12 protein-coding genes and 1 CRISPR repeat array are annotated in these 14,618 nt (G+C 44.4%); of the genes, 6 read left to right on the top strand and 6 right to left on the bottom strand.

Annotated elements, in window-relative coordinates; genetic code table 11:
- Positions 1-122 precede the first annotated feature (122 nt).
- Entirely contained in the window at positions 123-659 is a 537-nt protein-coding gene (locus FS666_RS17305) for a hypothetical protein (protein ID WP_144460824.1), read from the bottom strand.
- Between the two features lie 349 nt (positions 660-1,008).
- Positions 1,009-2,250: a DUF3238 domain-containing protein gene (locus FS666_RS17300; protein WP_144460823.1), complete on the bottom strand. Its 1,242-nt coding sequence runs from the start codon at positions 2,248-2,250 to the stop codon at positions 1,009-1,011.
- Between the two features lie 109 nt (positions 2,251-2,359).
- Here FS666_RS17300 and FS666_RS17295 point away from each other — a divergent pair, with 109 nt between their 5' ends.
- From FS666_RS17295 to FS666_RS17270, 6 genes are all read left to right on the top strand, one after another.
- Positions 2,360-3,304, top strand: coding sequence for an AEC family transporter (locus FS666_RS17295; RefSeq protein ID WP_144460822.1), 945 nt, complete (start codon positions 2,360-2,362; stop codon positions 3,302-3,304).
- A 265-nt stretch (positions 3,305-3,569) separates the two neighbouring features.
- Positions 3,570-4,121 carry a DUF420 domain-containing protein gene (locus FS666_RS17290; protein WP_144460821.1) on the top strand — a complete coding sequence of 184 codons (552 nt, stop codon included), beginning with the start codon at positions 3,570-3,572 and terminating at the stop codon, positions 4,119-4,121.
- 584 nt (positions 4,122-4,705) lie between these two features.
- Complete coding sequence (locus tag FS666_RS17285; protein WP_144460820.1) at positions 4,706-5,476, top strand: DeoR/GlpR family DNA-binding transcription regulator; 771 nt, start codon at positions 4,706-4,708, stop codon at positions 5,474-5,476.
- Complete coding sequence (locus FS666_RS17280; protein WP_144460819.1) at positions 5,473-6,789, top strand: four-carbon acid sugar kinase family protein; 1,317 nt, start codon at positions 5,473-5,475, stop codon at positions 6,787-6,789. The genes FS666_RS17285 and FS666_RS17280 overlap by 4 nt, the downstream gene beginning before the upstream one ends.
- Positions 6,782-7,789 carry a 4-hydroxythreonine-4-phosphate dehydrogenase PdxA gene (gene pdxA, locus FS666_RS17275; protein WP_144460818.1) on the top strand — a complete coding sequence of 336 codons (1,008 nt, stop codon included), beginning with the start codon at positions 6,782-6,784 and terminating at the stop codon, positions 7,787-7,789. Before FS666_RS17280 ends, pdxA begins: the two co-directional genes overlap by 8 nt.
- Before the next feature lie 75 nt (positions 7,790-7,864).
- Positions 7,865-9,244 carry a GntP family permease gene (locus tag FS666_RS17270; RefSeq protein WP_144460817.1) on the top strand — a complete coding sequence of 460 codons (1,380 nt, stop codon included), beginning with the start codon at positions 7,865-7,867 and terminating at the stop codon, positions 9,242-9,244.
- Between the two features lie 188 nt (positions 9,245-9,432).
- On the opposite strand, the gene FS666_RS17265 is transcribed toward FS666_RS17270, so the two are convergent.
- From FS666_RS17265 to FS666_RS17250, 4 genes are all read right to left on the bottom strand, one after another.
- Entirely contained in the window at positions 9,433-10,455 is a 1,023-nt protein-coding gene (locus FS666_RS17265) for an SPFH domain-containing protein (protein WP_144460870.1), read from the bottom strand.
- Positions 10,456-10,478: 23 nt separating this feature from the next.
- Positions 10,479-11,237, bottom strand: a complete 759-nt coding sequence (locus FS666_RS17260) for a TPM domain-containing protein (protein WP_144460869.1) — start codon at positions 11,235-11,237, stop codon at positions 10,479-10,481.
- Between the two features lie 32 nt (positions 11,238-11,269).
- Complete coding sequence (locus tag FS666_RS17255) at positions 11,270-12,298, bottom strand: TFIIB-type zinc ribbon-containing protein (RefSeq protein WP_144460816.1); 1,029 nt, start codon at positions 12,296-12,298, stop codon at positions 11,270-11,272.
- Positions 12,299-12,397: 99 nt separating this feature from the next.
- Positions 12,398-13,075 (bottom strand): PspA/IM30 family protein, encoded by a 678-nt coding sequence (locus tag FS666_RS17250; protein ID WP_144460815.1) that lies wholly within the window; start codon positions 13,073-13,075, stop codon positions 12,398-12,400.
- Positions 13,076-13,221: 146 nt separating this feature from the next.
- Positions 13,222-14,524: a CRISPR direct-repeat array (repeat unit 32 nt; unit sequence ATTTCAATCCACGCACTCACGAGGAGTGCGAC).
- Positions 14,525-14,618 lie beyond the last annotated feature (94 nt).

The following is a 14,618-nucleotide window of genomic DNA, read 5'->3' as shown; positions in this document are numbered from 1 at the left end:
CTCGTCTTATGCTTGTCGCCGATAAGCAGGCACTCTCGCACTTCCTTATCCTTTATCTCGTCGAAGGCACTCCAGTCTGTACGTCGATGGGCAAGGCGCTTGCGTTTTTCTTAATAAACGGGTCAAACTTCATTCAACCCTTCCCTTTCCGTTTCATAATGCACATCATCAATGATCCATTTGTTTCCGTCCCTTTTTTTATAAAAGACGGTCAAAGTCGTAGGCCCGTATAATTCAATGGAGCTGAACTGGCTGATAGCCATCTCCGTATCGCTTAGTTGTTTGAATTCATTTGGAAGGCTGCTGTCAAACCAAAGCGGAGGCTCAGTCGGGATGTGTTCCATCACTCCATTTTCCTCTATAAAAAAGGCGTTGAGAAACTCTTCTGCCAAATCTGGGTCACTTATATTTTTATAATAGTTCATATAGTCTTCTTTCGTTTTTAAGCCAAGGCTTTTTCCATCAGGATGAAGCGGAAGAATAAAATCGTCTGCAAGATCAACAGCAATTATCTCCATCCCTCTTTTATCAGTAACGCCGCTCGCTTCGCTGTCCTTGAGCTGGATGGCCTGTGGAGTATGTATGCTGGAATCCCCAGGGGTATAAGAAAATAACAAACCTGTGGCTGCTAGCAGATTCAAAATGATTGACGCGGGCATATACATTCCTCCTCTTTTATAGCATAAAAGCTTTAGTTATGATTTTCCCTAATACTTAGGGGGCAAACCCTTTCATCAATTTTAAGAAAATAAAAAGCTGCGGCGTTCTGAAAACAGGGGACAGTCCCCCAATGGGGTAACGCGTTAAAGCGACGGGGGTCAGTCCCCCAACAAGGTAACGCGTTAAAGCAGTGGGGCAAGATAAAAAAGCTGCGGCGTTCGGGATCGTCCCGCTGCCAACAGCTTTTTTCCGAAAAACCTATTCAATTGCTATCCAAATTTCATTATAGGAATGCTTCCTTTAACTTTCAAAAAGGCTCGGATCCTTCATCAGAACCTTTCTCTTTTCCTATTTAAAATTCGACACTCTCCAATGCATGGGTGCCATCCTCTCCACCCCTTCGTCCTCCGACTGATGGAGGGTTGTCCATGAACGCTGGACCCCGTGCTTCAAATAAACTTCATGATCAGGAGTCTGCTCATGTACACCCGCAATATCAAAGTATCCGCTGCGATACAGATTAGCCCGGACTCGATAATCAACAGCGGGCAAATCGTCCAAAGGATTTTGGACTGAGTGATTCAGTATGAAGGAAACCTTCTCCTCTCCCGTCTCGATATCTTCCAACTGGATGCCTTCATCAGAAGCCGTTTCTTCTTTCTTCAACATTCGAAGCATCCCGTATCCTTTCGTTGTCCCTATGTCCTTGTTCAACCTGGTCTCAGATCCGTCAGGTGTAACAACGATTTCGGCCACCGAGCGGTAATCCTTGGATGCGGGGTCAAATCCGCGCCCTTCGCCTTTAAAATAGCGATAAGGGGATGCTTCATTCGGATTTTTTAGCCAACTTCTTCCTGAAAAAGTTTTATACAGGAATTGCCATTCCTTTTTCTCAAATGGTTCATTTTCCGATTTTAAAATTTCTTCTAGTGGGTCCAGCATCTTCGTCATTTGGAATTTTTCCATGGCGGCATTTTGGTCTTTCGCTCGTTTTTTCTTTACTCTGGATTCCCGTTCATCCGAATCTTTTTCAAGGTCCTCCAAAGGCCGTTCGGCGTAAACCTGGTATGTATATTCCACTTGGCCCCTTACCCAGCGATCGACAAAGAAAGACTCCTCCACTTTGGCTATTCTTTTCCCGTTCCGGTAAATGAGGTATTCCTCCACGCCTTCAATCGGCTCCCACTCCATCCCAACAAAAGACCGTGAAATAACGGTGGTTTGAATGCAGTCCTCCAGTTTATTCTCTGATTCCCTGAATTCAGCGGCCGTTGATGTCTGGACTTTCATCCGCTCCGGCGTACCTCTTCTGGATCCTATTTCGATCGTATAAAGATAAGTAGTCCCCGGAGCTAATTCACTGTCCGTAAAGGATTCATCTTCCCCTTCATAAATCAGCCGGCCTTCCCTGTATATCCGGAACGTTCCTTTTTCGCTTTTAAAATGAAAAATAATTTCGTTTGTTGTCTGCTCAACCGCTTTAATCGGGAAGTTTTTCGGATATGCGATCTTTGTCTGAAGCCTTTTACCAATCATAACAAGGGCTGTTCCGATTAAACTGATCAATGGTATGACATAGCGTCTGAACATCTTAACTCCTCGCTCTCCCCTTTTTTAAGATTAATACCTGTTTATTGACTTGTTCGCTGAACATTTACCAAGAGCCCTTCATATGGTAAAAAAGCGGGGAGGGATCTTGATGATTTCACCAGGTATTTTTGTACAGGAAATGCTTACATTATATTGTATCGCCATATTAGGCTGGCTGGCTAGAAAAAGGAACATTCTGGACAAAAATTCCGTCGGTGTTCTGACCAGGCTCCTTCTCTACATAACTTTGCCTGCCCTTATTTTACATTCCCTCAACATCAAACTATCATTGGGTTTTGTAAAAGATTTCATTTGGCTGATAACCATGTCTGCTTATCTATCAGTCCTTTCAGCCCTTTTGGCTGCTTGGTTAAGAAAGCAGTCGCAATTACCAACAGAACAAAAATCGGTGTACGAAGGTCTCATGATTTTTGGTAACCAGGGGTACATCGGATATGCCGTAAGCTTTATTTTGCTAAAAGAGCAGGGAATTATCTATCTCACCGTATTTAATATATGCTATTTAATTTTTATCTGGGCGTATGGAATCCATCTATTTACGCGAAAAAAAGATGCCGCCAATTGGCGTGAAATCTTGGTGAACCCGGGTATTCTTGCAACTGGCTCCGGATTAATCCTCTTATTCTCTCCTTTCACATGGCCTATTTTTCTAGCCGACGCCCTGGAAAACGTCGGGAAAATGACTGTCCCCCTTTCGATGATTTTGGTTGGGGCTTTAGTTGCTAACGTTCGATTGAAAGTCTTTTTCTCATCACTGAAAAATAGATATTTGTGGCAGTCCTCCGTTCTCAGACTGCTGCTCTTCCCTATGCTTTTGCTTCCTTTCACCCTTTTGCCGATTCCATTTCCAATATTATTGATTGCTTTTATCGTCTCCGGCATGCCTTCCGCCCCGACAATTTGCCTATATGCGGAAAAATACGGAGCAGACACCCTGTTTGCCTCCCTTGGTGTATTATTGACCACCATATTATGTATCATTACCATTCCATTTCTACATTTCCTGATCATTCAGGCCTATCCTTTCAATTGATGTAAATCGAATTACGGTACAAACTTTTTCCACATTCAGCTGAAGAATAAAATGCTGAGAAAGCCTTTCGGCATCATGCCGATTTTGTGGACGCGGACGTGTTCTTCAATAAATTAAAGGGGCTGTCCTCCAAACCGACTGCATTGACGGTTCTTGAAATAATCGAAAAGACTGTGAACCTTTCGCGTGCAGAACGTTCGGCCATTTGAGTTATGGTACACTTGATTTGATTACATCGGAAAATAAATTGGAGTGTACCGTACATATGAACAATAACAGCTTTGGCACCACGTCACATGTAAAACGGAATTACCGGCCCGCGATTATCGCGATTTCTGTCGTGCTGATCGGCGCGATCGCCGTGCTTGCCGGAATGCCTGGAATGGAGGACTTCGATGCATTCGACGTCACGATCCTCCCTTTAATGAATGCCATTTTGAACAGCTTCACCTTTTTGTTTCTTTCGGCAGCATTGATTGCAATTTTGAAGGGCAATGTGAAGGTTCACCGCCGGTTTATCTATGCGGCGTTTGTGACAACCTTTTTCTTTCTGATCACATATGTGACGTTTCACTATCTCTCCCCTTCCACCCCATACGGAGGAGCGGGACTGTTGGCCGGTATTTATTATTTCATTTTAATCACGCATATCTTGCTCGCTGCAGCGATTGTACCGCTTGCCTTAACAAGTGTGGCACGGGCATGGAACATGGAAAACGAGCGCCATAAAAAAATCGCCCGCTGGACGATGCCGATCTGGCTGTATGTCAGCTTGACCGGCGTCTTGGTATATATTATGATTTCGCCTTTTTATTAAAAGAGTTTGAGCACTAACCTGTCATTTTTTAAGAAAGCGAAATACCAAGAATGTTTCTTGGCGTTTTGCTTTCTTTATTTTTAACTATATAAATTGAACTTTAAAATTGTACATATAGACTCCCAGCATGCAATCGGCGCTTAATTAGCTCATCAATGAACTTAGATCCCACTTTTCCGGTAAGCCCGCTAATTGGGACTAATTCCGGGCTTTTTACTCCCCGTTTCAGGAATGAACCACTTAAAACGGGAACCTATCGGCTGGATCAGTGCCCGTTTCTTCACCCAACCACTTAGAACGGGCATTTATCGGCCGGATTAGTTACCGTTTTTACACTCAACCGTATAGAACGGGCTGCTACGGTTCTCATTTAGTGGCCGTTTTTAGGGCTGTGAACCGGTGATAATTGTAAAATTGTTTAGTTCAATTTATGTAGTTTATAAGTCTAGATAAAGGGAATTTATACCTCTTAATGGCCTATTATTCAAAATACTTAATTCCATAATTGACAACTTCAAACAAATATCACATAATTGAACATATAAAATGTTAAATTTGAACAAAGTTGATAAGGGGTTACCTGTATGCTGCCTTTAGAACGGCGTAATTGGATTGAATCTCAAATACTTGCAAACGGGAAAGTGGAAATTGAGGATTTGTCAAATGAGTTAAATGTATCCAGTATGACGATACGGCGTGATCTGGCTGAACTGGAACGGTTAGGAAAAGCAATCAGAACACATGGAGGCGCTATTTCTCCCGATTCGCTTATAAGGGAAGTTCCCTATTCATCCAAAGAAAGCAGAAATATTAACCAGAAGAAAGTAATTGCAAAAAACGCACTGCCACTGATACCCAAAAACGCCAATATCATTTTGGACTCTGGAACCACAACGTTGGAGCTGGCAAAGCTTTTGAAAAGCAGAAATGATATAACTGTGATTACGAACGATATTAAAATAGCAGTGGAGTTGATGGATAGCGAACTAAAAGTGATTGTTGCCGGAGGCGAATTGCAGACAAATGTAGGTGCCCTGTCAGGATGGCCGACACAAGAATTTTTCAAAAAAATTCATGTCGATCTCTTCTTTATGGGTGTACATGCGATTGACCTTAAAGCAGGAATCACATCACCTTCATTTGAAAAATCATTGATAAAGAAATTAATGTTGGATTCAGCTGCAGCCACTTGGGCATTAATAGATTCAAGTAAATTTAATAAAAAATCATTTTCTACAGTTTGCCCGATTACCAGCCTGGAGGGCATTATTACGGATGATGGCTTAGACTTAGATATTCGGGAAGAATATGAAGAATATGTTGCCATCAACTATTGCGGAGGCGAACACAATTGAAAGTCGGAGTTATTGCAGATGACTTGACAGGGGCAAATGCAACAGGTGTCAGCCTGGCTAACCAAGGCTTTAAAACTATAACAGTCGTTCAAGATGCACCTTTACCCGAAACAAATAAATATGATGCAATCTGTGTTGACACTGACAGCCGTTATATACGCGGTGAAATTGCTGAACAGCGTGTAAAAAAAGTCATCAGGCAATTTAAAGAAAAAGGGTCAGAAGTTTTCTGCAAGCGGATTGACAGCACAGTCCGAGGAAACCTTGGTATTGAAATTGATGCGTTTCTGGATGAGCTCGGGGATACAGCCATAGCCGTTGTCGTCCCTGCCTTTCCAAGTTCGGGGCGAATCACTACAGGCGGTTATCTGCTGGTGGATGGAGTGCCGGTCCAAGAAACGGATGCAGCCAATGATCCCATTACACCTATTAAAAAGTCCTACATTCCATCCATTATTGAAGATCAGAGCAGCAACAAGGTCACTCTTATTGGCCTTGATGTCACTTTGTCGGGCGTGGGTGCCATTACAAAAAAACTTCAAGAAAAAATAAATCAAGGAAACAGGATTATTGTTTTAGATGCGGTTAATGACGAACAGATTGAAATGATTGCTGCAGCAATGGCCAATGTTCAGGGAAACTTGATTGTACCCGTTGACCCTGGCCCGCTAACCGCATATTATTCAAAAGCTTTTTTACACAAAAAAGTCACTGAGGAAAAACTATTAGTGACGGTTGGCAGTGTTACCTCTGTCACAGGAAGGCAGCTCCATTATTTATATGCAAAAACAAATACGGAACCAATTCTTGTTGACCCCCAAGAGCTCGTCCGCTCTGGTGACAGTTGGAATGAAGAAGTGAAACGAGCAGTCAATCTGGGGCTGGAAGCGTTAAAAGGCCAATCGATCCTTATCATAACTACCCATCACCCTATAAACAAACGCCTTGATCTAAAGGCAATGTCTGAGACCAGTAAAGTTTCAGAGGATGCGTTGGCAAAGCGTATTACAGATGGGCTTGCTGCGATAACCTACAAGATCATCCAAAAATCGGAATACAAAATCTCCGGAATCTTTTCAAGCGGCGGAGATGTAACATCTTCACTATGTACTGTTGGCCATGCGAATGGTATAGAGCTTGAAGATGAGGTTCTGCCTCTCACCGCATACGGCAGATTTACAGGTGGACATCTTGATGGCCTCAATGTCGTCACCAAAGGCGGAATGATAGGCGATAACAGGGCAATATATGAAAGCATTAAATTTTTGGAAACAAAGTTGTTAAATCATAAAGGGAGCGTGCTAAATGGTTAATCAAGAAAGAGCATATATCGCAGTACCGATGGGTGATCCGGCAGGAATAGGACCCGAAATCACTGTAAAAGCACTGGATAAAGCTGAAATTTATGACATGTGTAAGCCAGTTGTTGTCGGGAACACCGAAGTAATTAAAAAAGCTTTGGCCGTCACAAACACAAAGCTTGATATACATGAGATTTCTAAACCATCAGAGGGCAAATATGAACATGGCAGCATTGACATCATTCATTTTGACAACCTCAATATGGATACTCTCGAGTGGGGTACTGTCCAGGCTCAATGCGGCCGGGCTGCTTTCGATTTTATTAAAAAATCGGTAGAACTCGCCCTTGATGGTGATGTTACGGCTATTGCTACAACTCCAATCAACAAAGAATCTCTCAAAGCCGGTGAAGTCCCATATATCGGTCATACAGAAATGCTTGAGGATCTGACGAATTCTCACGATCCTTTAACCATGTTTGAAGTGAGGAACATGCGCATCTTCTTCCTGACCCGACATTTATCCTTAAAGGATGCAATTTCTGAAATGACAAAAGAAAGAGTATATGATTACATTGGCCGTTGTGAAGAAGCTTTGCAACGTCTGGGTGTTGAAAATCCGTTGATTGCAGTGGCAGGATTAAATCCTCATAGCGGGGAAAATGGATTGTTCGGCCGTGAAGAAGTTGATGAAATCAAGCCCGGCATCGAAATGGCCGTTGCAGAAGGACACAATGCGGTTGGCCCGGTTCCGGCAGATTCCGTTTTCCATCAAGCTTTGCAAGGCAAATATGATGCCGTTCTCTCCTTGTACCATGATCAAGGTCATATTGCGGCAAAAATGACCGATTTTGAACGGACAATTTCAATCACTAACGGCCTGCCATTCCTGCGTACATCGGTTGACCACGGGACTGCGTTTGATATTGCAGGCAAAAACATCGCAAGCAGTGTCAGCATGGAAGAATGTATCAAACTGGCGGCCAAATATGCTTTGGACTTCCGGTCATAGTATAGTCTTTTTTCCCTCTTGGGAGTAACTCCCGGGAGGGACTATAAAATATTATTTTATTTAGGGGGTTAAAAAATGGCAGAAGTCACAGCTTCAGGCGGACAAATGATGTTAGGCCTAGTATTAGGGGTAATTATTTTAATTTTCTTGGTTTTAAAAACAAAAATCCATGCTTTCTTGGCACTGATCCTTTCCGCTTCCGTTACCGGCCTTGTAGGAGGAATGAAAGCACCAGATGTAGTAAACGCGATTACTGATGGATTTGGTTCCACACTTGGTTCTATAGGTATCGTTATCGGCTTTGGGGTAATGATGGGAAGGATTCTCGAGGTTTCCGGCGCCGCTGAACGAATGGCCTATACAATTGTAAAGATATTGGGAAAGCGCAAGGAAGAATGGGCGCTTGCAATTACAGGCTATATTGTTTCCATTCCAATTTTTGTTGACTCTGCATTTGTTATTTTATCGTCATTAGTTAAAGCGCTTTCCAGGAAAACCGGTAAATCGGTCCTTTCTCTTGGAGTCGCTCTTGGCATCGGCTTAGCCGCCACGCATCATGCCGTGCCGCCGACTCCTGGTCCGCTTGGTGTTGCGGGCATTTTCGGGGTCGATATCGGGATGATGATCCTATGGGGACTTGTGTTGGCAATTCCAATCATCATCGTAGGCGTCCTTTATGCTAAATGGCTTGGCAAAAAGATCTACCAAATTCCGGATGAGACTGGCCTTGATTACATCCGTCCTGAAAAAGAAATTACGGTGGAGGAGTATATGGCTTCCAGTGAATCAAAAAATCTCCCTTCACTTACCCGGGCCACTCTACCGATTATTATTCCTATACTATTGATTTTTGCAAATACGCTTCTTGCGGCACTTGAGTTAACTGGCGGAATTTATGACTATATTACTTTTATAGGTTCACCAATCATCGCAGTCGGTATTGGTTTGATTTTTGCTATTTATGGACTATATGGGCATGTAAAACAATCCGAGGCTCTTGATAGAATGGAAGAAGGTATTCAGACCGCCGGAATTATCCTGCTTGTAACAGGGGCAGGCGGTGCACTGGGCAACGTTTTACGTGCAAGCGGAAGCGGCGATTATATTGCGGAGCAAATTGCAAGCATCCATATGCCTGCCATCCTTATACCATTTATTATCGCTTCGGTTGTTCGCCTTATTCAAGGCAGTGGAACAGTTGCCATGATTACTGCAGCCTCGATTTCCGCTCCTATTTTGACGGGTCTGGATGTAAATATGGCACTTGCTGCACAAGCTGCGGCTCTGGGCGCGATGGTATTCTCGTACTTCAACGACAGTTTATTCTGGGTTATAAATCGTATGCTTGGCATAAAAAATGTTAAAGAGCAGATCCTAACTTGGTCTGTCCCTACAACATTGGCATGGGGAACATCTCTTATCATGCTTTTGATTGTCAATGCGTTTTTTGGATAAAAAAATATATCGGGGGTGTCCGGAAAGTCATAATTTTGACTTTTGGGCACCCCTTTTCATGTTCTAAAACATTGATATTCTGCATTTTTAATTATTGAGTATTAGGGGATTTCCACTTTTAGGACAGCCCCTATATTTAAATTCGAAAGGCTCCTTCACCGATCCTGTGAAGGAGCCTTTGATAATCATTACACCAATTTCTGCCCACAATTCGAGCAGAAGTTCCCGCCGCTCGTCTTCTCTCCGCAGTTCGGACAGAAGTTCGGAATTTTTCCTCCCCCGGATGGCGGCTGTTCGGCCTGGTTCGGGGCACCCTGCGCTTGATTTCCCTCGTTCGGCGCTTGTTGCCCGCCACTTTGATCCTGCATCTGATTCATATTTTTCATCATTTGTCCGGCCATGCCCATTCCCATCATCATTCCGGCCATATCCGCGGCTGTTCCGCCGCCCTTCACCTTTCCGGAAGCGATGCCGTCTGTCATCGATACCTGCTGGTAACGCTGCAAATCGCCGATCATGCCATGCGAAGCGGTTTTTGTGATCATGTCCTGGATTTCTTTCGGATAGTTGAAACTCATGATATTGAACCCTGTAATGGTCATGCCGCTGTCGATAATTTGCATATCAAGATCTGTCTTGATCCCCTGGGCAATTTCAAAAGCATTGGCCTGCAGATTGAACATGTCTTTTCCTTCTTTGGAAATCCACTTCATCAGCAGTTGATCCAGGATGGAAGTGATCCTGATTTTCACATCTTCTACAAGATAGCTGTTTTTTACCCCGGCGATTTTATCAATCAGGGCGATATAATCGTTCACTTTAAAATTGAATGTACCATTTGCGCGGACAGGAATGCCGCCCGGAAGCTGAGGCGAAGGGATGTTAATGGCATTTTTCGTCCCCCACTTCACCGTAAATTCCTTCGTGTTGACGAACAGCACTTCCACCCGCATTCCGCTGTTGAAGCCGAACTTGAATCCCTTTAAAGTCGACAGGAACGGGATAATCTGGGACTCGATGTTATAGTCCCCCTCTTCCTGAAAAATCCCTTCAATTTTACCGTTGTTGATAAAAATGGCGTCCTGGCCAGGCTGGATGATCAGCCGGCTTCCTTTTTTGATTTCGCGGTTGTTCCATTTCCAAAAAATCATATCATCTCTGAATTCTTCCCATTCAACTACGTTGGCAAATTGATTTTTAAAAAATACCATGCTGTGATTCATTCCTTTCGAACCTAGAATTTCCCTCTGCTGCCGCTGTGGGAATGTCCGCCTCTTGTGACCCCTCCGCCGCCACCGCCGCTGAAGCCGCTTCCGCTGCTTTTATTGGAGGGTTTCCTTCTTTTTGTGGTCGTTGTGCGAATATACTGGTCCCTTCTATGATTCACTCTCGTATTCTCGTTATCTTGATACGTGCGGGCATTGACGGTCACTTTTCCGCCTGTATTGAAGGCCATGATACCAACAATTGCCCCGGCAATAGCAAGCGATGCAATAATCTGAAACCATAGATTGAATAATATGTTATCCGGGTCCACTCCCGGCCTGATTCCCATATATTTGGAAGAAGTCTTGATAAAGGACTGAAAAGCTTTGTAGTAATTTCCATCTGAGAGATCCGGGGTGATTTTTTCACGGACAAGGGTTGCCCGGTGATTATCCAGATAGGTTTCCGCCTTATAAAAACCTGCTACGTACACATCCCGATTTTTCATATCGAGCGTCAAAATAGCCGTGTTTCCGTGCGGCTTGTCATAGCCGGGTGCCTGTTCATCATAAAAATCCTGCATGAATTCCACGACATCTTTGTTCTCTTCATTATTGGAGGTCAGTATGATAAAATCCGTATCCCGCTTGGCCCCATGTTTTTCCGCCAATTTTTCAAGCTCTTTGACCTCATTGTCACTTAATAGCCCCGCATCATCAAAGACTCTTTGCTTGGAAGGAGAATCGGCCGCCGCAAAGGCAAAAGGAAATATTAGAAAGAAAGCCATCAGGATCAACGTTTTTTTGAAAAAGCCGCTCTTCACCACAGGCCACCTCCCATTGCCATAGCGGCCAGCTTCAATACTACGAATGACGTCCCCGCAATGCCACCAAACCAGGCGGCCACTTTGGAGTAGCTTATCGGCGGCTTCCCGACCACCTTTCCGGTCTGGCCGTTCATCGCAAAAGTATGTTCCGTTTTATCATAATCATAGTAGACCATCCAGACAGGAAGAAGGACGTAATAGCTGCGGACTTTCTTCGTGTTGATATGCTTATGATTATAACTGACGGAGGAATATCCTGAAATCGTGGAACTGATATACGTATCTATGAATTTCTTAATTTTGGATTCGACCCGGGGATACAATTGTTTATCGTCGTAGTTATATTTTTCCGCAATATATCCCGCCAAATAGGGGGTTTTGAAATCCTTTAATTGATCATAAGGAAAAGGCTCCAATTTATCCATGATTTTGTCGTCCATTTTTTCGGATGCATCAACGGGGACCTTAACATAAGACAGGTCTATATCCCGGTACACATCGTAATATTTCGTTTCAGTGTATTCATAATCTCCTCTTGTGTACTTTCTCACCTTCGTTCCGACCGCTTCAACCTTCGCCTTTGTATTTAAATCATAAAGCCAAAAAGGGACATACATCCCGGTGATACCCTTGATCCGGTCGGCTGTCATGAATCCTTTTGGAGTCAGGCGCCCGTTTCGGCACCATTTTTTAAAAGCCTGCATCGCTTCTTCCTTGCTGATGGTAAAAGGAATCACCTTTGCCGGAGCCAAAGCACCGGAAAGACGTTCCTGCAAAACCACCCCAGCTCCGCAAAAGCTGCACGTCGTCGCCGCAGTCTCGGCCTCTGTAATCAGCATTGCACCGCAGTTTTCACAGTGATATTCCTTCGCTTCATCCTCGGAAAATACCGGTGTCTTTAAGTCCTCTGAAAAATCTTCTATTTGATCCTGTCTTCCGCAGCTTTGACAGGTCAGCATTCCTGATTCACTGTCAAAAGCCATATCATCACCGCAGTTCGGACACTTATAATGAGTGACCAATGAGATCCCCCCCTCCCTTTTTCACACAAAACAGGCCGAGAGCTGCAGCCCGGGCTACAGCTCTGTCTGTAAGTCGGTTATTCGTTTAATGAGCGCTGTTTATTCTTTATTTTTGATTTGCTCCTTCAACGCAGCCAGTTCATCTTCCACATCCGGTCTACTATCATATTTCTCCGTCAAATCTTTTATGTCATCTTTTGGGGCTGCATTTAATTCGGCCATGGCATTCGCCTCGTCCAATGCTTTCTCCACTTTCTCTTCCATTCTATTGAATGCAGACATGGACCGGTTGGCCCCGGATACCGAGGAACCGATTTTATTCAGCCTTTCCTGCGTTTTCGCTACGGCCATCTTGCTTTTGATCATCGTTCTGCGTGCCTCCAGCTCGCCGATATCAGAAACAAGCTTGTCATGCATCTCCCTCATCCGGACCGCATTGGAAGCTGCCAAACTATAGGCCTGCTGCAATTCCGCTTCTTTTTCGGCCAGGGAGGCCTTCTTCTCTAAAAACTTCCGTGCATCATCATCATTTCCTGCTTCCAAGGCTTTGACCGCGTAATTCTGCATCTTTTCAATCTCTGTCGAACATTCATTGAGCGCCCGTTTTGACCGCTGTTCCTCCGCCATAACCGAAGCAGTTTCAGCTTTCACCTTGCCCAAATCACTGTTCAGGTTTCTCATATACTGATCGATCATTTTCTCCGGATTCTCCGCCTTGTCCAATAATGCATTGATATTGCTCGACATAATATCTTTAAACCTTGATAAAATACCCATTACAGCCACCCCTTAAAAATTATTCTAAACATATATACTGGGTGAGGGGAGGAAAAGATTCATTTTAGAAAAAAACTGATTAAAAAATTAACGCACTCACGAGGAGTGCGTCAAAAAGCACCGTCGATGACCTCCGGCTTTACACCATTTTAATCCACACACTCATGGGGAGTGCGACGTCAAACACGCCTTTATATCCCACTACGTTCAGATATTTCAATCCACGCTCTCACGTGGAGTGCGACGATTACCCAAATTTTTCTAGTAGCCTTTTCATATTCTGATTTCAATCCACGCACTCACGAGGAGTGCGACGGGATTTGAGTGAAAAAGCAAAGCAGGATTTCCGTATTTCAATCCACGCACTCACGAGGAGTGCGACATGAAACTGTGGAAAGACATGCACCTGTCGATTGAAATTTCAATCCACGCACTCACGAGGAGTGCGACCCGATTCCCATGATCACCTCATCCGCCGCCATTGGATTTCAATCCACGCACTCACGAGGAGTGCGACTGCTATTGAGCCGCCAGCCAAGATGTAATTATCATATTTCAATCCACGCACTCACGAGGAGTGCGACGGGTTATTCTCGATGAAGTGGGAGCCGAAGAACTGATTTCAATCCACGCACTCACGAGGAGTGCGACCGCAATCGAAAGATACGGTCAACGGGATTTTTCTATTTCAATCCACGCACTCACGAGGAGTGCGACAGCATGACCATAATCAAATACATTGAACTGGAGGATTTCAATCCACGCACTCACGAGGAGTGCGACAGGTGCTCGTCCGAATATACGTTAGCATTTCCGGAATTTCAATCCACGCACTCACGAGGAGTGCGACGTGCGACGGGATGCTGACACTATGTGTATGAGACGATTTCAATCCACGCACTCACGAGGAGTGCGACACAATGCGCGTTCTTCGGGTCGTCGATAGGTAGAGCATTTCAATCCACGCACTCACGAGGAGTGCGACGCCATATTTGTTTCCGGATATATCTTTTGCGAGACATTTCAATCCACGCACTCACGAGGAGTGCGACACGCAGTCGAAATACGGAATAGGCTACGGCAAGCAATTTCAATCCACGCACTCACGAGGAGTGCGACGAAGCACAGTGGAATGCGTTAGTAGCTCGAGTAATTTCAATCCACGCACTCACGAGGAGTGCGACACTGACGAGTCGTTAAAAACGGAAGAAACGAAGGAAATTTCAATCCACGCACTCACGAGGAGTGCGACGCAAATCGAAGTCTTGCGTAACACCGTCACAGGTATTTCAATCCACGCACTCACGAGGAGTGCGACTTGATTCGAAGCCAGCCGCCGCCTCCAAGTCGAATTTCAATCCACGCACTCACGAGGAGTGCGACCTCAAAAACACGGTAATCGTTACGGAAGCTGTCGATTTCAATCCACGCACTCACGAGGAGTGCGACGGCTAGGAAACTTTGTGTACGGACCGACTGTTGTAAACTAGCACATTATTTCAGACACCTAATTTCAAATTAACTCCGGTGAAAAACCTGAAAT

This window comes from Siminovitchia fortis, assembly GCF_007681465.1.
GTDB lineage: Bacteria > Bacillota > Bacilli > Bacillales > Bacillaceae_C > Siminovitchia > Siminovitchia fortis.
This window is presented reverse-complemented; position numbering and strand designations above follow the sequence as displayed.

Coding starts and splice junctions, on each gene's coding strand:
- FS666_RS17305 (WP_144460824.1), bottom strand. CDS start 659: ATGCCCGCGTCAATCATTTTGAATCTGCTAGCAGCCACAGGTTTGTTA.
- FS666_RS17300 (WP_144460823.1), bottom strand. CDS start 2,250: ATGTTCAGACGCTATGTCATACCATTGATCAGTTTAATCGGAACAGCC.
- FS666_RS17295 (WP_144460822.1), top strand. CDS start 2,360: ATGATTTCACCAGGTATTTTTGTACAGGAAATGCTTACATTATATTGT.
- FS666_RS17290 (WP_144460821.1), top strand. CDS start 3,570: ATGAACAATAACAGCTTTGGCACCACGTCACATGTAAAACGGAATTAC.
- FS666_RS17285 (WP_144460820.1), top strand. CDS start 4,706: ATGCTGCCTTTAGAACGGCGTAATTGGATTGAATCTCAAATACTTGCA.
- pdxA (WP_144460818.1), top strand. CDS start 6,782: ATGGTTAATCAAGAAAGAGCATATATCGCAGTACCGATGGGTGATCCG.
- FS666_RS17270 (WP_144460817.1), top strand. CDS start 7,865: ATGGCAGAAGTCACAGCTTCAGGCGGACAAATGATGTTAGGCCTAGTA.
- FS666_RS17265 (WP_144460870.1), bottom strand. CDS start 10,455: ATGGTATTTTTTAAAAATCAATTTGCCAACGTAGTTGAATGGGAAGAA.
- FS666_RS17260 (WP_144460869.1), bottom strand. CDS start 11,237: ATGGCTTTCTTTCTAATATTTCCTTTTGCCTTTGCGGCGGCCGATTCT.
- FS666_RS17250 (WP_144460815.1), bottom strand. CDS start 13,075: ATGGGTATTTTATCAAGGTTTAAAGATATTATGTCGAGCAATATCAAT.